Genomic DNA, 19,683 nt, shown 5'->3' on the forward strand with positions numbered 1-19,683 from the left:
TGGCCGGGAAGAGGCCGGCACAGGCCATCGACATTCAGCGCTTCATGCACCGCTGATACCGCTCATCCACCCTGCCCGCAAACCACGCGGTGGTGAGCTTGCGGGTAATCTTCGGACTCTTCAGCTCGATCCCCGGCAAGACCGCACGCGCCACCGGTTTACCTGCCGCCGCATCCGCCAGCTCGAACACACCGCTGTACAGCTTGCTGTCTTCAAAGGCTAGGCTGTCACCCGACTCCAACTGGCTGCGTATCTGTGGGTTGCGCAAACCCAGCTTCACCCCCAATTTGCGCGCCGCCAGCTCGGTGGTACCGGGCATGATCGCGCCGGGGGCAATCAGGTCGCCATCCAGCGCCAGGCTGGTGCCCGTCACCTTGCTCAGCGCCGCCTGGAACGCCGCATTGCGGCTGGCGTACCAGCCTGCATTGAAATCTGCGAAGCGGTACAGCTGGCGATCGTAATGCGCCGGGTAGCCTAGCAGGTGGGCAATGCCGAAATACAGGCCGCCACGGCGGCTGAACACTTCTTGGCGGATCGTGCCGTCATAGCTGTAGGGGTAGTCCTTGGCGTGCTTTTCGGCGAAGTCGATGCTGACCTGCATCGGCCCGCCGGTGTGCACCGGGTTGAGCCCGCCCAGCAAGGTCTTGCCCAGTGGCAGGCGGGCGATGACTTCGTCGTACAGCGCACTCAGTTGCTTCTCGCTGCGCACGGCCAGCAGCCGCTGCTGGTAGCTCTGGCCGTTGCCGGAAGGCGTCTTTAGCGCGCCATCCACCAGCAGGCGGGGAATGTGCAGGCGCGCGGCGCGGCGGTCGATTTCGTCGCGGGCGATGCGCCCGAGGTTGGGCACCTGTGGGTCGGCGTTGAAGGTCGACTCCTGCTCGGTCACCGCCAGTACAGCGCACAGGTTGCTTTTGCTAGGCGCAATGCGCTGGGCTTCGAAGGCCTGTTGAATGTCCTTGGCCCAGCCTGCACGGTCTTTGGCTTGCGCGGGTAATAAGCGCATCAGTTGGGCGCGCACCTTGGCAGGGTCCGCTTCAGGCTCTTCTTCACGACGCCCCGCGCAGCCTTGCAGCAGCGCCAGGGCCATCAGGGCCGTCGCCAGTAACCGCGCGTTCAGGGCTGCTCACCGACCAGGTAGGTCTTGCTGATATGGCGGAACTGCGGGTGGCTGGCACTGCCCATCAGTTCGAACAGCACCATCTCACGGGTGACGATGTGCGCCCCGGCTGCGCGCATGCGCGCCAGGCCCGCGGCCTTGCTGGCTGCTGTGCGGCTGTCACAGGCATCCTCGACCACGAACACCTGCTTGCCCAACGCCAGCAGGCCGAGCACGGTTTGCAGCACACAGACGTGGGTCTCCATACCGCAGACGATCACCTGCTCACGTGCCATCAAACTGGCCGGCAAGCACTCGGCGGCCACACAGGAGAAATGGCTTTTTTCCACTACCTGGGCAGCAGGCGCTGCAGCGGTCAGTTCCGCCAAGGTAGGGCCAAGCCCTTTGGGGTACTGTTCGGAAATGACCGTCGGCAGTTCCAGCTCCGCAGTCGCCGCCAGCAACCAGCGCGCTCGCGCCCGAGTGCCTTCGGGGTCGCTCATGGCGCCGATGAGTTTTTCCTGGATGTCGACGACCAGCAGCGTGGCCTTGTGTGGATCGATCAGCATTGTCTGCCCCTTGCCTGGGAAAAGGCCTAGCCTCCCCCAGGCAAGCGGTGACGTCAATCAGGCCGAAAGCCGATGTGGCTCAAGCGACGCGGCCAGCACGCCGAGCACACGGTCTTCGTGTTCGTGGATGAAGAAGTGGCTGCCGGGGAATATTTCCAACGAAAAGTCGCCCAGGGTTTCCTTGCGCCAGGCCAGCAGTTGCTCCTCGCTGGCCCGGTCGTCTTCGCCGCCCAGCACGTGCAGCGGGCATTGCAACGCTGGCCGCTGACGATAGGCATAGCGGCCGCACAGCAAAAAGTCGGCGCGCAGGATCGGCAAGGTCAGGCTCATCAACTCGGCATTGCCCAGCACTTCCTCTGGCGTACCGTTGAGTTCGCGCAATTCGCTGATCAGCTCATCGTCGCGCTTTGGGTCGCGCCAATTCTTACCATCGTAGTCTTCGCGCCGGGTGGGGGCGGCGGTGCCGCAGGCGAACAACGCCAACGGCGGCGCACACCCCAGCGCCTGTAGCTCATGGGCCAGCTCGAAGGCCAGCAGCGCGCCCAGGCTATGACCGAGCAAGGCATACGGCGCGCTGGCGGCCAGGCGTTGCTCGGCCGCCAATTGCCGGGCGAGCGCCTGCATGTCGGTCTGCAGCGGTTCGCCCATGCGCGCACCGCGCCCAGGCAGTTCCACCGGCCGCACCTGCAGCCAGGCCGGCAGCTTGCGCCGCCAGCGGCTGTAAACCATGGCGCTGGCCCCGGAATACGGCAGGCACAGCAGGTTCAGTGAGGTCACTGCGCTGCGGCTTCGGCCATCTTCTGGCGCAGGCTCAGCGGGCGCATGTCGGTCCAGACCTCGTCGATGTAGGCCAGGCAGTCTTTTTTCAGGCCACTCTTGCCTACTGCTCGCCAGCCATTGGGGATTGCCTTGTAGTCGGGCCAGATCGAGTACTGCTCTTCGTGGTTGACCACTACCTGGAACTGGATATCGTCGCGGTCGAATACGGAAGTCATTGCCTGTCTCCTTGAGTGATAGGTGCCGGTACGCGCTTGGCGTAGGACGGTTCTCAAGTAGACGTAAGGCGGTGCGGGAAAATTAGGGGGTGATTGAAAGGGGCATGGCGTTGTTTTTGCTGCGCCTGGGAGATCCAGCGCCGCCCGCGCGGCGCTTCGCAGCACAAGGCTGCTCCTACAGGTGTTTCGGGCCAATTATTCCAGAGGCATTGGCGCCCGCCTCGATATCACGTCGGACCAACAAGGCGGTCGCGCGCCGCCCTCACAAGCGTGACTGGCCCGAAACAGATGTAGGAGCAGCCTTGTGCTGCGAAGCGCCGCGCGGGCGGCGCTCGATCTCACAGGCGCCAAAGCAATAAAGACATGCCCTGTCCCCCATCCCCTCACGCCCCCCGCAGCAAGTCATGGTCATCCAGCAACCGATAAGCCACCTGCGGATTACGCTCCAACCCCCGCCGAATCGCCGCTGGTATCAACTGCCGGGTCTTGCGGCAAAGCCCCGGTTGTTCATCCAGCTCGATGACGATCCCGCGCATGGTCCGCACCTCATTGAACCCCGGGGCAATGTGCACACGGATGCCAAGGTTTTCATACATCCGCTGTTGCAGGCGCTGCAGGTCTTCCAGGTCCTTGAGGTTCTCCAACCGCTCGAGCAGGCGCTTCTCCTCCTGCCGCGTGAGCAGGAGGATGCGCTGCGCCGCTGACGGCTGCTCGGCCAGGTGCTCGCGGCCGCAGTTACAGGCGCCAGGGGGGCACGGTTGGCGAAGGTTGGGTGGTGTGCTCATGGGGCAAGCATAGCCTTCTTCGCCATCAAGCCCCAATTCGAACCTGTTAGGGCCAAAAGGGCCGCTGCGCGCCCCATCGCCGGCAAGCCAGCTCCCACGAGAATGCGCGGTTCCTGTGGGAGCCGGCTTGCCGGCGATGGGCTGCACAGCAGCCCCAGTGCCTCAAAATCCAATTTATTTCCTGCCAGGCAAAAAAATTTCACAAAGCGCTAGACCTGAACCCATCACTTCGCCTATAAATCGCCTAAAGGAAATTTATATTCCTACGAAGAAACACTCTTCGCCATCCCGCGAACCCCTTTGCCCTTGTGCCCGACCTGCCCCACTCCACCACGAGGCCCCGACATGCATCCCGCTCCCGATCATTTCATCCTGCGCGTCAGTTGCCCGGCCGTGTCCGGCATCGTCGCCGCGGTGACCACCTACCTGGCCGAGCAAGGTTGCTACATCAGCGAGATGGCGCAGTTCGACGACGAGGACAATGGCCGCTTCTTCATGCGCGCCGTGTTCCGCTACAACACCGGTGTCAGCGGTGACACGCCGCAACTGGAAGCGGGCTTTGCCGACGTCGCCCAGCGCTTCGACATGCAATGGAGCCTGCACAGCAGCGCCCGGCCGATGCGTGTGTTGCTGATGGTCAGCAAGTTCGACCACTGCCTGTCCGACCTGCTGTACCGCCACGCCAAGGGCGAACTGGACATGCACATCACTGCCGTGGTTTCCAACCACCTGGACCTGCGCCCCATGGCCGAACGCCAGGGCATCCGTTTCGTCTACCTGCCGGTAAGCAAAGAAACCAAGGCCGAGCAGGAGGCCGCGCTGATGCGCATTGTCGAGGACACCGGCACCGAGCTGGTGGTGCTGGCGCGCTACATGCAGATCCTCTCCGACGACCTGTGCCGGCAACTGTCGGGCCGGGCGATCAATATTCACCATTCGTTCCTGCCCGGTTTCAAAGGCGCCAAGCCTTACCACCAGGCTTACCAACGCGGGGTCAAGCTGATCGGCGCCACTGCGCACTACGTCACCAGCGACCTCGACGAAGGGCCGATCATCGAGCAGGAAGTGCAGCGCGTGGACCACGCCTACGCCCCTGACAACCTGGTAGCCATCGGCCGTGACACCGAGACCATCGCCTTGTCGCGTGCGGTGAAGTACCACCTGGAACACCGGGTGTTCCTCAACCACGACCGCACGGTGATCTTCAAATGAACGCCCTCCCCAGCGTCAAGCTGATCGACGGTAAGGCCACGGCGGCGCGGGTGCTGACCGAGGTCCGTGAGCAGGTGCACACTCTGCGCCAGGGCGGTGTGCAACCAGGCCTGGCCGTGGTGCTGGTAGGCGCCGACGCCGCCAGCCAGGTGTATGTGCGCAACAAGGTGCTGCGTGCCGAGGAAGTGGGCATCCGCTCCCTGGAGCATCGCCTGCCGGTAGACACGTCTCAAGCCCACCTGCTCACCCTGATCGACCGGCTCAACCGTGACAACGCGGTCAACGGCATCCTCGTGCAACTGCCCTTGCCGGCACACATCGACGCGCACCGCGTGCTGCAAGCCATCAGCCCGCTCAAGGACGTGGACGGCTTCCACAGCGAGAACGTCGGCGGCCTGGCCCAGGGCCGCGACGTGCTCACCCCCTGTACCCCCAGTGGCTGCATGCGCCTGTTGCGCGATGCTTGCGGTGAGTTGCGCGGCAAGCATGCGGTGGTGGTGGGGCGTTCGAACATTGTCGGAAAACCCATGGCCGCCCTGCTGCTGCAAGCCGACTGCACGGTGACCGTGGTGCACTCGCGCAGCCACGACCTGCCGGCGATGTGCCGCCAGGCCGACATCCTCGTTGCTGCGGTGGGCAAGCCGCGCCTGATCGGCGCCGACTGGCTCAAGCCCGGCGCAGTGGTGATCGACGTCGGCATCAACCGCATCGATGAAGACGGCCGCAGCCGCCTGGTCGGCGACGTCGATTTTGCCGCCGCCCTGCCCCTGGTCGCCGGCATCACCCCAGTGCCCGGTGGCGTCGGCCCGATGACCATCGCCTACCTGATGAAAAACACCCTGCTCGCCCTCGACCTGCAACAACAGGCCGCCCAACAGGAGCGCACCGCATGCCTTTCGCCCTGCTGAAATACGGCCTGAGCGCCGACTACCCGGTGGAGGTCGACCTGCCGCCACCCTGCGAACTCAAACCGCGCTACGACGTAGTGATCATCGGCGGCGGCGGCCACGGCCTGGCCATCGCCTACTACCTGGCCAAGTACCACGGCATCACCAACGTCGCTGTGCTGGAAAAGGCCTACCTGGGTGGCGGTAATACCGCACGCAACACGGCGGTGATTCGCTCCAACTACCTCACCAGTGAAGGCGTGCGCTTTTACGCAGAATCGGTGCGGATGTTCCAGAACCTGTCCAACGAGTTCGACTTCAACATCATGTACTCCGAGCGCGGCCAGCTGACCCTGGCGCACACCGACGCCACCGTGCGCGCCTTCCGCCAGCGTGCCGAGGTCAACAAGCACTTTGGCGGGCGCACCGAGATGATCGACCGCCAGCAGATCCGCGAACTGGTGCCGAGCCTGAACCTCGACCCCGGCCACCTGCCGGTGCTGGCCGGGCTGTGGCACATCGACGGCGCCACCGCACGCCACGACGCGGTGGCCTGGGGCTACGCCAAGCAGGCCGCCAAGCGCGGGGTCGAGATTCATCAACTGACCGAGGTGCAGGACCTGCTGATCCGCAATGGCCGCATCGAAGCGGTGAAGACCAACCGTGGCACGGTGCAGTGCGGCTGCGTGGTGCAGGCCGTGGCCGGGGCCAGTTCGCTGTTGATGGCCAAGGCCGGCATCCGTGCGCCGATCCATACCTACCCGCTGCAGGCCATGGTCACCCAGCCGTTCAAGCCATTTCTCGATCCGCTGGTCAGCTCGTCGGCGCTGCACTGCTACGTGCAGCAGACCAGCCGTGGCGAGATCGTCTTCGGTGGCGGGTCCGACCCGTACCCGCTGTACAACACCCGCTCCACCCTCGACTTGAAGGAGAGCCTGCTGGCCCACGCCATCGAGATGTTCCCGTTCATGGCCAACGCCAAGCTGATGCGCCAATGGGCCGGGATGACCGACATGACGCCGGACTACAGCCCGATCATGGGCCTGTCGCCAGTCGACAACTACTACCTGGACGCCGGCTGGGGTACTTGGGGCTTCAAGGCCACGCCCATCTGCGGCAAGACCATGGCCGAGCTGGTCGCCAGTGGCGGCAAGGTGCCAGAGATGATCGCGCCTTTCGCCCTGGAGCGCTTCAGTCGCTTCCAGCAAGTCAACGAAATGGGCGCGACCGCCGCCAGCCACTAAAAGGAACGCACGATGAAGATCCTGACCTGCCCCTTGAACGGCCCGCGCAACATCAGCGAATTCACCTACGGCGGCGAGTTCAAGCACATGCCCGACCCGGCCGCCTGCAGCGATGCCGAATGGGCCGACTACGTATTCAACAGCGACAACCTGGCCGGTGTGGTCATCGAGTGGTGGCTGCACAACGCCTCCAGCTACTGGTTCCTGGCCGAGCGCCACACCGTCAGCGACCAGGTGCTGCGCACCTTCGATCCAAAAGAACTGTTCGACCGCCGCGTCGACTTCACCCCCGCCGCCACCCCGGAGATCGCCGGATGAACAGCCACACTCGCCTCCCCGCGCCCATGGGCCTGCTGATCGACCGCGAGCGGCCCCTGCGTTTCAACTTCGATGGCCAGGCCTGCCAGGGCTTTGCCGGCGACAGCATCGCCAGTGCCCTGCTCGGCAACGGCCGCTGGTTGCTGTCGCGTTCGTTCAAGTACCACCGCCCACGAGGCCCGCTGAGCCTGGCCGGGCAGGATGCCAACACCCTGGTGCAACTGCCCGACGAACCCAACGTGCTGGCCGACATGGAGGCGGCGCGTGATGGCCAGGTGGTCGAGGGGCAGAACTTCAACGGCAGCCTGGAACACGACCGTGACGCCTACCTGGGCACGTTCTCGCGCTTCATGCCGGTAGGTTTCTATTACCGCTCGTTCTACAAGCCCAAGGGCATGTGGAAGGTCTGGGAGCCGCTGATTCGCAAGAAGGCCGGCCTCGGCGTGCTGGACCTCGGCTTCAAGCCGCAGTACTACGACAAGGCCTATCTGTTCGTCGATGTGGCGGTGATCGGCGGTGGCCCTGCCGGCTTGCGCGCGGCGCTGGACGCGGCCAACGCCGGAGCCAAGGTGCTGCTGATCGAGCAGCAACCGGTGCTGGGAGGCTCGCTGACCTACGCCCGCTTCGACATCGCCGGCACCCGCGCGGCCAGCCTGCGCCAGGAGCTGCTGGCGGCTGTCGAGGGCCACCCGAATATCCACGTGCTGCTCGAGGCCACCTGCAACGGCTGGTTCACCGACAACTACCTGCCGGTGATTCAGCACAAGCGCCTGTACAAGGTACGCGCCACGCGCTGCCTGGTGGCGGCGGGTTCATTCGACCAGCCGGTGGTGTTTCGCAACAACGACTTGCCCGGGGTGATGCTGACCAGCGCCGCGCAACGGCTGATGAAGCTGTACGCGGTCAAGCCGGGGCAACGGGCGGTGATCCTCACGGGCCACGACGACGGCTACCTGGCCGCGCTCGACCTGCAGGAGCAAGGTGTGGCCATTGCCGCCCTGGTGGACATGCGCGCCGCGCCCGCCGATGCCGCGCTGGCTGCAGAATTGAAACGGCGTGATATCCCCATTCATCTGGGCAGCACCGTCTATGAAGCCCTGCACGACAAGGGCATGCGCCATGTGACTGGCGTCGATATCCGCCCGATCACCGGCCAGGGCAAGGTCGGCGACCATGGCCTGTGCCTGGCTTGCGACCTGCTGTGCATGTCGGCCGGCTACATGCCGGTGTACCAACTGCTGTGCCAGGCTGGCGGCAAGCTGGCCTATGACGTCAACCGCGACGAGTTCACCCTCAGCAACCTACCGGCGGGGCTGCATATCGCAGGCTCGGTGAACGGCCGACATGTGCTAAGCAATGTGCTCACGGACGCCACCCGCGCAGCTAGCGAGGCCCTGGCGGCGCTTGGCCTGGAGGCCCCTGCGCAGGCAAGCTTCGTCGCAGAGGCCAAGGTCAATCATCCGTGGCCGATCTTCCCGCACCCCAAGGGCAAGGATTTCGTCGACTTCGACGAAGACTTGCAGGTGCGCGATATCGTTAACGCCACCCGCAGCGGCTATCGCGACGTGCAACTGGTCAAGCGCTTTTCCACGGTCGGCATGGGCCCGTCCCAAGGGCGCCACTCGGCGCTGCCCACCGCGCGCTTGGTGGCTCAGGCCACGGGCCGCAGCATCAGCGAAACCGGCGTGACCACGGCGCGCCCCCCGTTCCAAGCGGAAAAGCTGGCGCATGTCGCCGGCCGCGCTTTCGACCCGTACCGGCAGACACCGATGCACCGCCGCCACCTGCAAGCAGGCGCGAAGATGATGCCCGCCGGCATCTGGCAGCGCCCGGCCTACTACGGCAAGCCCGAGGACCGCGAACGCTGCATGCAAGAAGAAGCGCGGCATGTGCGCGAGAAGGTTGGGCTGATCGACGTCTCCACCCTCGGCGGCCTCGACGTGCGCGGCCCGGATGCCGCTGAGCTGCTCGAGCGCCTGTACACCTTCGGCTTCGCCAAACTGGCGATCGGCCGCACCCGCTATGCACTGATGACCAACGAGCACGGCGTGGTGATCGATGACGGCGTCTGCGCCCGCCTGGCCGAGCAGCACTTCTATGTCAGCGCCACCACCAGTGGCGTCGACCGCATTTACCAGCAGATGCTCAAGTGGAACGCGCAGTGGCGCCTGGACGTCGATATCACCAACGTCACCGCCGCCCTGGCCGCCGTCAACCTGGCGGGCCCCTTGTCGCGCCAGGTGCTGGCCAAGGTGTGCGAAGGGGTGGAACTGTCGGCCGCGGCGTTCCCTTACCTGGGCGTACGCCTGGGCAAGGTGGCGAGCATTTCGGCGCGCATCCTGCGGGTCGGTTTCGTCGGCGAGCTGGGCTATGAAATCCATGTGCCGGCGCGCCATGCCGAACGCCTGTGGGACGCCTTGATGCAAGCAGGCGCCGGGCTGGGCATTCGCCCGTTCGGGGTCGAGACCCAGCGCCTGCTGCGGCTGGAAAAAGGCCATGTGATCATCAGCCAGGACACCGATGGCATGACCCACCCCGCCGAAATCGACATGCAGTGGGCGATCGGCCGCAAGAAACCGTTCTTCGTCGGCAAGCGCTCGATCGAGATCCTCGAAGCGCAGCCGCTCAAGCGCAAGCTGGTCGGGTTCACGCTGCCCAAGGGTAGCCCGCAGCCACTGGAAGGCCACCTGGTGCTGGACGGCCCGGACATCAGCGGCAACGTCACCTCGTGCGAGTACTCGCAAACCCTGGGGCAGATCATCGGCCTGGCTTACGTCGGCGCCCACCAGGCCACCCCCGGCATGCACATCCCGATCCGCGTGGAGGGCGGTGTGATGGTCAATGCCAAGGTGGTGCAACTGCCCTTCCATGATCCCGACAACCTGCGCCAGGAGCTGTGAGCCATGACTAGCCTGAAGACAGAACAGTGCTTCTCTCCCCAGCCACAGGCCGAGCCACTGCTGGCCTGCGCGCTGACCGACCTGACCGACCTGGCGCGGGTGGGTTTTCGTGGCGCCGACAGCGCGGCCTACCTGCAAGCACGCGGCTATCGTTTGCCGCCACAGCCCAACCAGGCGCTGCGCCAGGACGACGGTAGCTGGGTGGCGCGGCTGTCGGCCACCGAATACCTGCTGCTGGGCAGTTTCGCCGACCAAGGGGCGCGGATTGCCGCCGAAGAGGCCGACTGGGTGCAGGACGCCCAGCGCAACTACCTGCTGCCGCGCCAGGACAGCCACGCCTGGCTGCAGCTGTCGGGGCAGCATTGCAGCGCGGTGATGGCCAAGCTATGCGGGGTTGACCTGCGTGCCCAGGCGTTCCCGGTCGGGGCCGTGGCGCAGACATCGGCGGCGCGGATCAATGTGATCGTGGTGAATGTCGGGCGTGAAGCGGTGCCGGCCTTGCAGCTGCTGTTTGACCGGGCTTCGTGGGCGTATTTTTGCGAAGCGATGCGGGATGCGATGGCGGAATTTGAAGGGGTGGAGATTGCACTGGACGCTGCGTACTAGCGGCAGGCGCGATTGAGGTAGGAGCAGCCTTGTGCTGCGAAGAGGCCCGTACCCGCAGCGAAGATCCACGGTGTTGCCACCGGCCTCTTCGCAGCGCAAGGCTGCTCCTACACCCTTAAAGCGTGGCCAGCGGTGAGGCCTGGACGGCCCGCGAGCGCCAGGCAAACAGCAACACCATCACAAGGCCCAACCCCGCCATCAACGCACCCGCCAGGGCCGCGCCACCCAGTGCGGCACCGATCGCATTGCCTAGATTGGGCGCCTCCTTGGCGGCCTCCATCACTGGCAGCGCCCCACACCAGCGGCAACGCCTTGCCCGCACACCTTGCGTAATACCAAGGCCAGGCGCGATTGAGGTAGGAGCAGCCTTGTGCTGCGAAGAGGCCCGTACCCGCAGCGAAGATTCACGGTGTTGCCACCGGCCTCTTCGCAGCACAAGGCTGCTCCTAACCCTTAAAGCGTGGCCAGCGGTGAGGACTGGACGGCACGCGAGCGCCAGGCAAACAGCAACACCATCACCAGGCCCAACCCCGCCATCAACGCACCCGCCAGGGAAATCGCCGGGTAACCCAGCCCTGCATTGATCACCGCGCCACCCAGCGCGGCACCGATCGCATTGCCCAGGTTGAACGCCCCGATATTCACCGCAGACGCCAGGTTGGGCGCCTCCTTGGCGGCCTCCATTACGCGCATCTGCAGCGGCGGTACCAGGGCAAAACTGGCAGCGCCCCACACCAGCACCGCCAGTGCGGTAGGCAGTGCCCAGGGCATCAACAGCGGGAACACCAGCAATACGGCAATCAGCACCGCCAACGAGACGATCAGCGTGCGGTCAACCGAACGGTCCGCCGCCTTGCCACCCCACACGTTGCCCAGCGTCAGGCCAATACCGAACAACACCAGCATGGCGGTGATGAACGGTGTGGAGGCCTGGGCTTCACTGTGCAGGATTGGCGCAATGTAGGTAAAGACGGTAAACATCGCACTGGAACCCACCACGGTCAGTGCCAGCGCCGCCAGTACCGGGCCACGGCCCAGCACGCGGATCTCGGCCATCACCCCGTCGCTTTTCGGCAGCGGCACATTAGGCAGTGCGTACCACAGCGTCGTCATCGCAATCAGCCCCAGGCCCGCAATGCCCCAGAAGGCCGTACGCCACCCCAGCAATTCGCCAAACCAGGTGGCCAGCGGCACACCGCCGATGGTCGCCAGTGTCAGCCCCATGAACATGGCCGCCACGGCCCCTGCCCGTTTTTCAGGCGGCACCACGCTGGCCGCGACGATCGAGCCAATGCCAAAGAACGCGCCATGGTTGAGCGAGGTCACCACGCGGGCAACCATCAGGCTGGCGTAGTCAGTCGCCAGGGCCGACATCAGGTTACCCAGGGTGAAAATGGCCATCAGCCCGATCAGCAGGTAACGCCGTGGCACCCTGCCGGTGGCCAAAGTCATCAGCGGGGCACCGATCAACACGCCGAGGGCGTAGGCACTGACCAGCAGCCCGGCTGCGGGGATCGACACGCCAAGGTCGGTGGCAATACTGGGCAACATGCCCATGGGAGCGAACTCGGTGACGCCGATGCCAAAGGCACCGATGGCGAGTGCGACGAGGGGTGGATTGATGCGCATGAAACGGCTCCTTATCTGTGCCTGAAATGCTACGATCCGTTTCATGCGGGCACTAGCCTGCATTTTTGCCAACCACCTTTGCGCAAGAGGCACAAATGGACTTCACCGGAAGGTCTGGAGAGATGGAGATTTTTGCCAAGGTGGCGCAAGAAGGCAGCTTGTCTGCGGCGGCACGCGCGCTGGGGCTGACGCCGTCCGCTGTCAGCCGGATCATCGCGCGTACCGAACAGCGCCTGGGCACTCGCCTGCTGTTGCGCACCACCCGCGCCATTACGCTGACCCCAGAGGGCGACGCCTACTTGCGCGGCGCACGGCGCATCCTGGCCGACCTGGATGAGGTCGAGGATGCCATCACCGACCAAGGTGTACCGCGGGGCCGGCTGCGGGTCAGTGCCGCACTGGGCCATGCGCGGCTGACGGTGGTGCCTTTGCTGGCGCAGTTCAGCGCCTTGTACCCGCAAGTGCTGGTCGACCTTACCTTAAGCGACGAAGTGGTCGACATCGCCGGCGGCCAGGCCGATGTCGCGCTGCGTTTCGGCCACCTGCCGGACAGCTCGCTGAGCGCCCGCTACATTGGCGACACCGGCCAAGTGATCGTCGCCTCGGCCGACTACCTGCAACGCTGCGGTACCCCCGTGGCACCTGAAGACCTGGCCCGCCACAACTGTTTGCGCTTCAACTTCCGCCGCGCTGAAGCGGACTGGCCGTTTCGCCGGGACGGGCAGGCCTTTGCCCTGAAAGTCACCGGTAACCTGGAGTGCAGCAGCGGCGAGGCACTGGCCCAATTCGCCAGGCTGGGGGCCGGCATCGCGCGCATCGGCACCTTCACAGTGGCCGACGACCTCAACAACGGGCAACTGGTGCCCGTGCTGGAAGCCTACAACCCCGGCGACCGCGAGCCGATACACGCCGTATTCGTTGGTGGCCCGGCGATGCCGGCACGGGTGCGGGTGTTCGTGGACTTCCTGGTCCAGCATCACCAGGGCTGGCCAACCCGCCACGAACCGCCACGATTTACACCCTGAGCGCAATTCATGCGCATATTTCTGCGTTGCACGCGAACACTTAGCAACCCCGCCTGAACGCCTTGCGATAGCATTGGATCCAATCGTTACCCCTGCTCGCCACACACGGCCCGAGGAGATTGGCATGCAAGCTTTGGGAATGGACTACCGACACGGCGAAGTGGTTGCCAGCCACTGCCATGCCGAAGATCAACTGATGTATGCCGCCAACGGCGTGATGCGCGTGTGCAGCGATGGCGGAAACTGGGTGATACCGCGCGGGCAGGCGCTGTGGATACCTGCCGGCATGAGCCACGAAGTGCGCATGCAAGGCGAAGTGTCGATGCGCACCTTGCTGCTGGGGTCGCACGTGACTCGCTGCCATGTGATCGCGGTCTCCGGCCTGCTGCGCGAGTTGATCCTGGCGGGGTCACGGATGTTGCAACGCGACGAGCCGCTGGGCGAGCACGCTCGGGCACTGATCCAGCGTGAACTGGAGACGGCTGAGCGCATCGACGCCTATGTGCCGGTACCGCAGCATGCGCGGCTGCGCGCCTGGTGCGAGGGGTTTCTCGAAGACCCGGCCCAGGACCTGACGCTGGAGCAGTGTGGCGCGCAGTTGAACATGAGTGCCCGCACCCTGGCGCGGTTGTTTCAGCGTGAGGTGGGGATGTCGTATGGCGAGTGGCGGGCCCGCACCCGCATGATCCTCAGCCAGCAGTGCCTGGCCGATGGCAAGCCGATCCTGAACGTGGCGCTGGAACACGGCTACCAGAGCGCCAGCGCATTCGCCGCAATGTTCAAGCGCATCCTTGGCTACAACCCCAGCGCCTGGCAAATCAGCGTGCTGGGCACCGGCACCGCGCCCACGCACTGACCGCCGAGGCTGAGGTTGTCCCAGTTGCGCGCACGGTTGTCCCGCTTGCGGCAGCGGGGCCGCCCTGCCCCTCGATAAGCTGGCTTCACGACCCCTCATACGACTTTGCGTGATGCCAATACGATCCCTTTCCTGCCCTGCCGGGCGCGCCGCCGCCTTCGGCTTGCTCGGCGTGCTGACGGCTTGCACCGGGCACCCCACAAACGCCGTGCCCCCCACTGCATTCCAGGCAACCCCTGCACTGCACCTGCCTGCCGGCGTCAGCGACCAGGCGCTGCCCGCGCGCTGGTGGGCGCTGTACCACGACCCGCAGCTCAATGCCTGGGTGCTGCAAGCCTTGGCGCACAACCAGGACTTGGCCCAGGCCGAAGCCAACGTGCAGGCCATGCTCGCCGGCATTGGCGAGTTCGATGCCCGGCGCTGGCCGTCCACCTCCATTGGCATGGGCGCGAGCTATGGCAAGAGCGCCGATGACCAGACCCTGGCCGAGGCGACCGACAGCCATGCGCCGTCGCAATGGGCTTTCAACCCGGCCATCGAGCTGGCTTACCAGGTCGATGTGTGGGGCCAGGTGCGCGCCGCCATCGAGCGGGCGCGGGTGCAGGCCGAGGCCAGCCGCGATGCCCTGGACCTGGTGCAGCTGCACGTGGTCAGCCAGACCACCCGGGCCTACATCGACCAGTGCGTGTACAGTGCCCGCATCGCCGCGGCCAGGCAGTCCCTGAGCACCTTGGAGCGCAGTGTGCAGCTCAGCGACCGCCAGCGGCAGGCCGGGGTCGCTACGGAGCTCGATAGCGTGCGCCTGCTGGGGTTGCGGGAGCAGGTGCGGGCGCAGCTGCCGATGCTGGAGGCACACCGGCAGATGGCGCTGTACGAACTGAGCATGCTCAGTGGCCAGGACCCGACAACGCTCACGGATGACACTGACACCTGCCAGCGCATCCCGACCCTCGCCGCGCCGTTGCCCGCTGGCGACGCCTGGCGCCTGCTCGAACGCCGGCCCGACGTGCGCAAGGCCGAGCGCGAACTGCAGGCTGCCGCCCTGGAAGTCGATATCGTCAAGGCCGACCTGTATCCGAAAGTCAGCTTCGGTGCCTCGTTGACCTCGTCGGACCACCACCTTGCCAACCTGGGTGACAGCCGCGCGGTGATGTTTGCCATCGGGCCGTTGATCAGCTGGGAATTCCCCAATATCAAAGCCAACCGGGCACGGGTGAACAAGGCCCAGGCCTTGCACAACGCGCAGGTCGCTCATTACCGCGGGGTAGCGCTGGCGGCACTCAAGGATGTGCGCCAGGCGCTGGCGCGCCTTGAGGGTGAGCGCCAACGGGCCTTGGCCCTGGGTGCGGCCCTGGCGCAAGGCGAGCGTGGCTTTGCCCTTGCGCAACGCAACTATCAGGCAGGCACCGTTGATGCATTGGCGTTGCTCGACAGCGAGCGCGACCTGATCCAGGTCAGGGCCAGCCACGTCGAGGCCCAAGGCCGCCTGGCGCGTGCCCAGATCAACCTGTTCCGCGCCCTGGGCGGGCGCTGGCAGTCGTCACCAGCACCGGCCCCAAGCCAGGTGCACCGCTCCACCCCCGAGACTGGAAGCCAATCATGAATGTTGCCGTTAGCAAAAACCCGCTGCCCGATGACCAGGCCCAGGCAGTTGCCACCGCCCCCAGGCCTACCCGTCGCCGCCTGGCGCTGTACGCCGGTGGTGGCCTGACGGTGCTGGCAGCGCTGGCATTCAGCGGGTACTGGTTGACCACGGGGCGCTACCTGGAAACCACCGATGACGCTTACGTGCGTGCCGACTGGGTGGCCTTGAGCGCGCGCGTGGCCGGTTATGTGGCAAAGGTGGACGTAGAGGACGACCAGGCCGTCAAAGCCGGCGATGTGCTGGTACGCCTGCAGCACCGCGACTACCGCGCCCGCCTCGACCAGGCCACTGCCGGCGTGGCCGAAGCGCACGCCGCGTTGGCCGCCGCCCAGGCACGGCAGCAAGTGGCCGCCGAACGCATCAACCAGCAGCAGCAGGCCATCGTCCAGGCTGAAGCGGCTGTGCACAGTGTCAGCGCCGAGCGCCAGCGCAGCGAGCTGGACATGCAGCGCTACCGTGGCTTGGTGCGCGATGACGCAGCCACCGTGCAGCGCCTGGAAGCCGCCCACGCCAAGGCCGTGCAAGCCGGCGCCGCGCTGCAAGGCGCGCAGGCACATTTGCGTGAGCAGCGCTCGCAGCTGGCGATGGCCAAGGCACAGGCGCTGGCGGCCGATGCCGAGATCAAGCAACGGGCAGCAGGCCTGAGCCGTGCCCAGGCCCGGCAGGCGCTGGCCGACCAGGACGCACAGGACACCGTCCTGCGCGCGCCCATCGACGGCGTGGTCGGCCAGCGCCGTGTGCGCGCCGGGCAGTACGTGGTGCCTGGGCAGCCGCTGCTGGCGGTGGTGCCGTTGCAGCAGACCTACGTGGTTGCCAACTACAAGGAAACCCAGCTGGCACACATGCGCCCAGGGCAACCGGTGCAGGTCCGTGTCGACAGCTTTTCCAGCCAGCCTGTGCAAGGCCACGTGGCCAGCTTCTCGCCGGCGTCCGGCAACGTCTTCGCACTGCTGCCATCGGACAACGCTACCGGCAACTTCACCAAGATCGTCCAGCGCTTTCCGGTGCGCATCGTCCTCGATCGGCCGGCAGACGGCCTGCAGATATTGCCCGGCATGTCGGTGGTGACCACGGTCGACACCCGCCCCGTGGAGCCTGCCGATGAGCAATGAGCAACGCGTACCGTTACGCGCCTGGGTGGCCGTATTCGGCGGCCTGCTCGGCTGCTTCATGGCTGGCATGAACGTGCACGTCACCAGCGCGGCGCTGCCCGAGATCCGCGGCTCGCTGGGCGCGAGCTTCGAGGAAGGCTCGTGGATTTCCACCGCCTACCTGGTGGCGGAAATCGTCATGATTCCGCTGACGGCCTGGCTGGTCGAAGTGTTTTCCATGCGCCGGGTGATGTGGACGGGTTCGTTCATCTTCCTGCTGGCGTCGATCGCCTGCTCGTGGGCCCCCAACCTTGAGGCGATGATCACCCTCAGGGTGATTCAGGGCGCTGCCGGCGCCGTGCTGATCCCCCTCTCCTTCCAGTTGATCATCACCGAACTGCCCGCCAGCAAGATGGCCATGGGCATGGCCTTGTTCAGCCTGGCCAACAGCGTGGCCCAGGCGGCCGGCCCTTCCATTGGCGGCTGGTTGACCGATGTCTATTCGTGGCGCTGGATCTTCTACCTGCAGCTGTTCCCCGGTATCGCCTTGCTGCTCGCCATCGCCTGGTCGATCGAGGCCAAACCCCTGCAACTGACCCTGTTGCGCCGTGGCGACTGGCTGGGCATCACGGCCATGGTCGTTGGCCTGGGCGGGCTGCAGATCGTGCTGGAAGAAGGCGGCCGGCTGGACTGGTTCGGTTCGACATTCATCGTCGGCATGTCAATCATCGCCGGCCTGGCGCTGGCGGTGTTCGTCTACACGCAGCTGTACGGCCAACGCGCGTTCATCAACTTGCGCTTGCTGGGGCGGTACAACTTCGGGGTGGCCAGCGTTGCCATGTTCATCTTTGGCGGGGCTACCTTTGGCCTGGTGTTCCTGGTGCCCAACTACCTCTCCCAACTGCAGGGCTACAGCGCCCGCGACGTGGGGGTGGCGCTGATCGCCTATGGCGTAGTGCAACTGCTGCTGGCGCCATTGATGCCACGGCTGATGGCCTGGACCAGCGCCAAGTTCATGGTGGCCAGCGGTTTTCTGATCATGGCCGCCGGCTGCTGGCTGGGTGCGAGCCTGACAGCCGACAGCGCCGACAACGTCATCATCCCATCCACGGTGGTACGCGGCATTGGCCAGCCGTTCATCATGGTGGCGCTGTCGGTACTGGCGGTGGCGGGGTTGGAAAAGCGAGAAGCGGGCTCCGCTTCGGCGGTGTTTTCCATGCTGCGCAACCTCGGGGGCGCCATCGGCACTGCCGCGCTGACGCAGATCGTGGCCACGCGCGAGCGTTACCACAGCGAGCGCATACACGAGCATGTCACGGTGTTTGCGCCCAGCGTTCAGGAGCGCATCAGCCAGACCGTGCAGAGCTGGCTGCCGGCCCAGCAGCAGGCGCTGGAGGGGGTGGCGGCGACCATTCGACGCGAGGCCTACCTGATGGCTTACAGCGATGCGTTCTACCTGGCGTGCCTGGCGCTGATAGGCTGCGCGGTGGCAGCGTTAGTGTTGCGGACTCAGCGACCGGCTTGAACCCACCCTGAAAACGGCCCGCACGCGCGGGCCGGCTTCACCTGGGCAGGCAGCAGCCTTCAATCGGCGAAGTGGATCACCATGCGGCCTTTGATCTTGCCCGCTTGCATCTCTTCGAAGATGTTATTGATGTCTTCGATCGGGCGCAGGGTCACCTTCGGCACCACCTTGCCTTGGGCGGCAAACTCGAAGGCTTCGTGCAGGTCTTGGCGGGTGCCGACCAGCGAACCGACAACCTCGATACCGTCGAGTACCAGGCGTGGAATATCCAGGCTCATGGCTTCTGGCGGCAGCCCCACAGCGACGAGGCGACCGCCCGCGCGCAGTGCATCCACTGCAGAGTTGAACGCGCTCTTGGCCACTGCCGTGACCACGGCAGCATGGGCGCCCCCGGTCTTGGCCTGGATGACTTTCGCGGCATCTTCGTCGCGCGGGTTGACCACCAGGTCGGCGCCCATTTCACGGGCGAAGGCCAGCTGATCATCGTTGACGTCGATGGCAATGACACGGGCGTTGAAGACGTTTTTGGCGTACTGCAGGGCGAGGTTGCCCAGGCCGCCAAGGCCGTAGATGGCCAGCCATTGCCCAGGGCGGATATTCGATGATTTCACCGCCTTGTAGGTGGTCACGCCGGCGCAGGTGATGCTGCTGGCGGCCGCTGAATCCAGCCCATCCGGCACTTTAACCGCGTAGTCGGCCACCACGATGCACGCCTCGGCCATGCCACCGTCGACCGTGTAGCCGGAGTTTTTCACCTCACGGCACAGCGTCTCGTTGCCGCTGTTGCAATATTCGCAGTGCCCGCAGCCCTGGAAGAACCACGCCACACTGGCCCGGTCACCCGGCTTGAGCGACGTGACACCCGGCCCCACTTCCACGACCACGCCAATCCCTTCGTGGCCCAGAATCACACCCGTCTTGTCGCCGAAATCGCCATTCTTGACATGCAGGTCGGTATGGCAAACGCCACAGCACTGCATCTTCAGCAACGCTTCACCGTGCGCCAGCGGCCGCAGTGTTTTCTCCACCACGTCCACGCGACGCCCTTTGGCAACGACAGCAGCTTTCATAAACACCTCCGTGTCTGTCTGAGTGAGCTTGAGAGAATGCCCGGATCAGCATAGTGGCGGATGGAGGAAGAGGCGTTGCTTCAGGTCAGGTTTTGAACGGGGGAGCGGGTTTAGCCTAATGCCAGTCAGTTAGGCCCAATGTGTCCGCTGCGCGGCCCATCGCTGGCAAGCCAGCTCCCACCGGAACTGTGTAGCCTCCAAGTCAAGCGCCGCACCTGTGGGAGCTGGCT

19 protein-coding genes are annotated in these 19,683 nt (G+C 65.3%); 11 read left to right on the top strand and 8 right to left on the bottom strand.

All coding sequences use genetic code 11. The annotated features are described in order from the left end of the window. Window positions 1–34 precede the first annotated feature (34 nt). The 5 genes from AC5PZ0_RS22955 to AC5PZ0_RS22975 all read right to left on the bottom strand — a co-directional run bounded on the left by AC5PZ0_RS22955 (window position 35) and on the right by AC5PZ0_RS22975 (window position 3,445). Window positions 35–1,087, bottom strand: coding sequence for a DUF1615 domain-containing protein (locus AC5PZ0_RS22955; RefSeq protein ID WP_275745537.1), 1,053 nt, complete (start codon window positions 1,085–1,087; stop codon window positions 35–37). Between the two features lie 26 nt (window positions 1,088–1,113). Beyond that, the gene (locus AC5PZ0_RS22960; protein WP_238211240.1) at window positions 1,114–1,665 is read right to left on the bottom strand and encodes a hydrolase; all 552 of its coding nucleotides are present in this window, start codon (window positions 1,663–1,665) and stop codon (window positions 1,114–1,116) included. 57 nt (window positions 1,666–1,722) lie between these two features. Continuing rightward, entirely contained in the window at window positions 1,723–2,442 is a 720-nt protein-coding gene (locus AC5PZ0_RS22965; protein WP_099428917.1) for a thioesterase II family protein, read from the bottom strand. Continuing rightward, window positions 2,439–2,660 (bottom strand): MbtH family protein, encoded by a 222-nt coding sequence (locus AC5PZ0_RS22970; RefSeq protein WP_003256222.1) that lies wholly within the window; start codon window positions 2,658–2,660, stop codon window positions 2,439–2,441. Before AC5PZ0_RS22970 ends, AC5PZ0_RS22965 begins: the two co-directional genes overlap by 4 nt. A 383-nt stretch (window positions 2,661–3,043) precedes the next feature. Beyond that, window positions 3,044–3,445: a hypothetical protein gene (locus AC5PZ0_RS22975; protein WP_027596185.1), complete on the bottom strand. Its 402-nt coding sequence runs from the start codon at window positions 3,443–3,445 to the stop codon at window positions 3,044–3,046. 345 nt (window positions 3,446–3,790) lie between these two features. Between AC5PZ0_RS22975 and purU the strand changes: the two genes are divergently transcribed. Genes purU through AC5PZ0_RS23005 form a run of 6 tightly spaced genes read left to right on the top strand, consistent with a single transcriptional unit; the run spans window position 3,791 to window position 10,612 of the window. Continuing rightward, the gene (gene purU / locus AC5PZ0_RS22980) at window positions 3,791–4,657 is read left to right on the top strand and encodes a formyltetrahydrofolate deformylase (RefSeq protein WP_238211228.1); all 867 of its coding nucleotides are present in this window, start codon (window positions 3,791–3,793) and stop codon (window positions 4,655–4,657) included. Next, window positions 4,654–5,565 carry a bifunctional methylenetetrahydrofolate dehydrogenase/methenyltetrahydrofolate cyclohydrolase FolD gene (folD, locus tag AC5PZ0_RS22985; RefSeq protein WP_493855808.1) on the top strand — a complete coding sequence of 304 codons (912 nt, stop codon included), beginning with the start codon at window positions 4,654–4,656 and terminating at the stop codon, window positions 5,563–5,565. Before purU ends, folD begins: the two co-directional genes overlap by 4 nt. Then, window positions 5,547–6,788 (top strand): FAD-dependent oxidoreductase, encoded by a 1,242-nt coding sequence (locus tag AC5PZ0_RS22990; protein ID WP_019099481.1) that lies wholly within the window; start codon window positions 5,547–5,549, stop codon window positions 6,786–6,788. The genes folD and AC5PZ0_RS22990 overlap by 19 nt, the downstream gene beginning before the upstream one ends. A gap of 12 nt (window positions 6,789–6,800) precedes the next feature. After that, window positions 6,801–7,106 carry a sarcosine oxidase subunit delta gene (locus AC5PZ0_RS22995; RefSeq protein WP_274886302.1) on the top strand — a complete coding sequence of 102 codons (306 nt, stop codon included), beginning with the start codon at window positions 6,801–6,803 and terminating at the stop codon, window positions 7,104–7,106. Further along, window positions 7,103–10,006 carry a 2Fe-2S iron-sulfur cluster-binding protein gene (locus AC5PZ0_RS23000; RefSeq protein ID WP_493855809.1) on the top strand — a complete coding sequence of 968 codons (2,904 nt, stop codon included), beginning with the start codon at window positions 7,103–7,105 and terminating at the stop codon, window positions 10,004–10,006. Before AC5PZ0_RS22995 ends, AC5PZ0_RS23000 begins: the two co-directional genes overlap by 4 nt. Window positions 10,007–10,009: 3 nt before the next feature. Continuing rightward, complete coding sequence (locus AC5PZ0_RS23005; RefSeq protein WP_493855810.1) at window positions 10,010–10,612, top strand: sarcosine oxidase subunit gamma; 603 nt, start codon at window positions 10,010–10,012, stop codon at window positions 10,610–10,612. A gap of 115 nt (window positions 10,613–10,727) precedes the next feature. Here AC5PZ0_RS23005 and AC5PZ0_RS23010 read toward each other — a convergent pair whose 3' ends face one another. Then, the gene (locus AC5PZ0_RS23010; protein WP_263970676.1) at window positions 10,728–10,892 is read right to left on the bottom strand and encodes a hypothetical protein; all 165 of its coding nucleotides are present in this window, start codon (window positions 10,890–10,892) and stop codon (window positions 10,728–10,730) included. A gap of 173 nt (window positions 10,893–11,065) precedes the next feature. Next, a complete protein-coding gene (locus tag AC5PZ0_RS23015; protein ID WP_265967838.1) occupies window positions 11,066–12,241 on the bottom strand; it encodes an MFS transporter in 1,176 nt (391 codons plus the stop codon). A 95-nt stretch (window positions 12,242–12,336) separates the two neighbouring features. Between AC5PZ0_RS23015 and AC5PZ0_RS23020 the strand changes: the two genes are divergently transcribed. The 5 genes from AC5PZ0_RS23020 to AC5PZ0_RS23040 all read left to right on the top strand — a co-directional run bounded on the left by AC5PZ0_RS23020 (window position 12,337) and on the right by AC5PZ0_RS23040 (window position 18,383). Continuing rightward, window positions 12,337–13,266, top strand: a complete 930-nt coding sequence (locus tag AC5PZ0_RS23020) for a LysR family transcriptional regulator (protein ID WP_493855811.1) — start codon at window positions 12,337–12,339, stop codon at window positions 13,264–13,266. 124 nt (window positions 13,267–13,390) lie between these two features. Further along, window positions 13,391–14,122 (top strand): AraC family transcriptional regulator, encoded by a 732-nt coding sequence (locus AC5PZ0_RS23025; protein ID WP_238211205.1) that lies wholly within the window; start codon window positions 13,391–13,393, stop codon window positions 14,120–14,122. 112 nt (window positions 14,123–14,234) lie between these two features. Continuing rightward, window positions 14,235–15,725, top strand: coding sequence for an efflux transporter outer membrane subunit (locus AC5PZ0_RS23030; protein WP_493855812.1), 1,491 nt, complete (start codon window positions 14,235–14,237; stop codon window positions 15,723–15,725). After that, window positions 15,722–16,879 (top strand): HlyD family secretion protein, encoded by a 1,158-nt coding sequence (locus tag AC5PZ0_RS23035; RefSeq protein ID WP_493855813.1) that lies wholly within the window; start codon window positions 15,722–15,724, stop codon window positions 16,877–16,879. Before AC5PZ0_RS23030 ends, AC5PZ0_RS23035 begins: the two co-directional genes overlap by 4 nt. Further along, window positions 16,869–18,383: a DHA2 family efflux MFS transporter permease subunit gene (locus AC5PZ0_RS23040; protein ID WP_274886293.1), complete on the top strand. Its 1,515-nt coding sequence runs from the start codon at window positions 16,869–16,871 to the stop codon at window positions 18,381–18,383. The genes AC5PZ0_RS23035 and AC5PZ0_RS23040 overlap by 11 nt, the downstream gene beginning before the upstream one ends. A 59-nt stretch (window positions 18,384–18,442) precedes the next feature. Here AC5PZ0_RS23040 and adhP read toward each other — a convergent pair whose 3' ends face one another. After that, window positions 18,443–19,453 (bottom strand): alcohol dehydrogenase AdhP, encoded by a 1,011-nt coding sequence (gene adhP / locus AC5PZ0_RS23045; protein WP_493855814.1) that lies wholly within the window; start codon window positions 19,451–19,453, stop codon window positions 18,443–18,445. Window positions 19,454–19,683 lie beyond the last annotated feature (230 nt).

The sequence above is a fragment of the Pseudomonas sp. 5.2 genome, assembly GCF_059025405.1.

Excerpts from the sequence above, each read along its gene's own strand:
- AC5PZ0_RS23015 (WP_265967838.1), bottom strand. The coding sequence starts at position 12,241 with ATGCGCATCAATCCACCCCTCGTCGCACTCGCCATCGGTGCCTTTGGC.
- AC5PZ0_RS22990 (WP_019099481.1), top strand. The coding sequence starts at position 5,547 with ATGCCTTTCGCCCTGCTGAAATACGGCCTGAGCGCCGACTACCCGGTG.
- AC5PZ0_RS22975 (WP_027596185.1), bottom strand. The coding sequence starts at position 3,445 with ATGAGCACACCACCCAACCTTCGCCAACCGTGCCCCCCTGGCGCCTGT.
- purU (WP_238211228.1), top strand. The coding sequence starts at position 3,791 with ATGCATCCCGCTCCCGATCATTTCATCCTGCGCGTCAGTTGCCCGGCC.
- AC5PZ0_RS23010 (WP_263970676.1), bottom strand. The coding sequence starts at position 10,892 with ATGGAGGCCGCCAAGGAGGCGCCCAATCTAGGCAATGCGATCGGTGCC.
- AC5PZ0_RS23005 (WP_493855810.1), top strand. The coding sequence starts at position 10,010 with ATGACTAGCCTGAAGACAGAACAGTGCTTCTCTCCCCAGCCACAGGCC.
- AC5PZ0_RS23035 (WP_493855813.1), top strand. The coding sequence starts at position 15,722 with ATGAATGTTGCCGTTAGCAAAAACCCGCTGCCCGATGACCAGGCCCAG.
- folD (WP_493855808.1), top strand. The coding sequence starts at position 4,654 with ATGAACGCCCTCCCCAGCGTCAAGCTGATCGACGGTAAGGCCACGGCG.
- AC5PZ0_RS23020 (WP_493855811.1), top strand. The coding sequence starts at position 12,337 with ATGGACTTCACCGGAAGGTCTGGAGAGATGGAGATTTTTGCCAAGGTG.
- AC5PZ0_RS22995 (WP_274886302.1), top strand. The coding sequence starts at position 6,801 with ATGAAGATCCTGACCTGCCCCTTGAACGGCCCGCGCAACATCAGCGAA.
- AC5PZ0_RS23000 (WP_493855809.1), top strand. The coding sequence starts at position 7,103 with ATGAACAGCCACACTCGCCTCCCCGCGCCCATGGGCCTGCTGATCGAC.
- AC5PZ0_RS22970 (WP_003256222.1), bottom strand. The coding sequence starts at position 2,660 with ATGACTTCCGTATTCGACCGCGACGATATCCAGTTCCAGGTAGTGGTC.
- AC5PZ0_RS23030 (WP_493855812.1), top strand. The coding sequence starts at position 14,235 with ATGCCAATACGATCCCTTTCCTGCCCTGCCGGGCGCGCCGCCGCCTTC.
- AC5PZ0_RS22960 (WP_238211240.1), bottom strand. The coding sequence starts at position 1,665 with ATGCTGATCGATCCACACAAGGCCACGCTGCTGGTCGTCGACATCCAG.
- AC5PZ0_RS22955 (WP_275745537.1), bottom strand. The coding sequence starts at position 1,087 with ATGGCCCTGGCGCTGCTGCAAGGCTGCGCGGGGCGTCGTGAAGAAGAG.
- AC5PZ0_RS23025 (WP_238211205.1), top strand. The coding sequence starts at position 13,391 with ATGCAAGCTTTGGGAATGGACTACCGACACGGCGAAGTGGTTGCCAGC.
- AC5PZ0_RS23040 (WP_274886293.1), top strand. The coding sequence starts at position 16,869 with ATGAGCAATGAGCAACGCGTACCGTTACGCGCCTGGGTGGCCGTATTC.
- adhP (WP_493855814.1), bottom strand. The coding sequence starts at position 19,453 with ATGAAAGCTGCTGTCGTTGCCAAAGGGCGTCGCGTGGACGTGGTGGAG.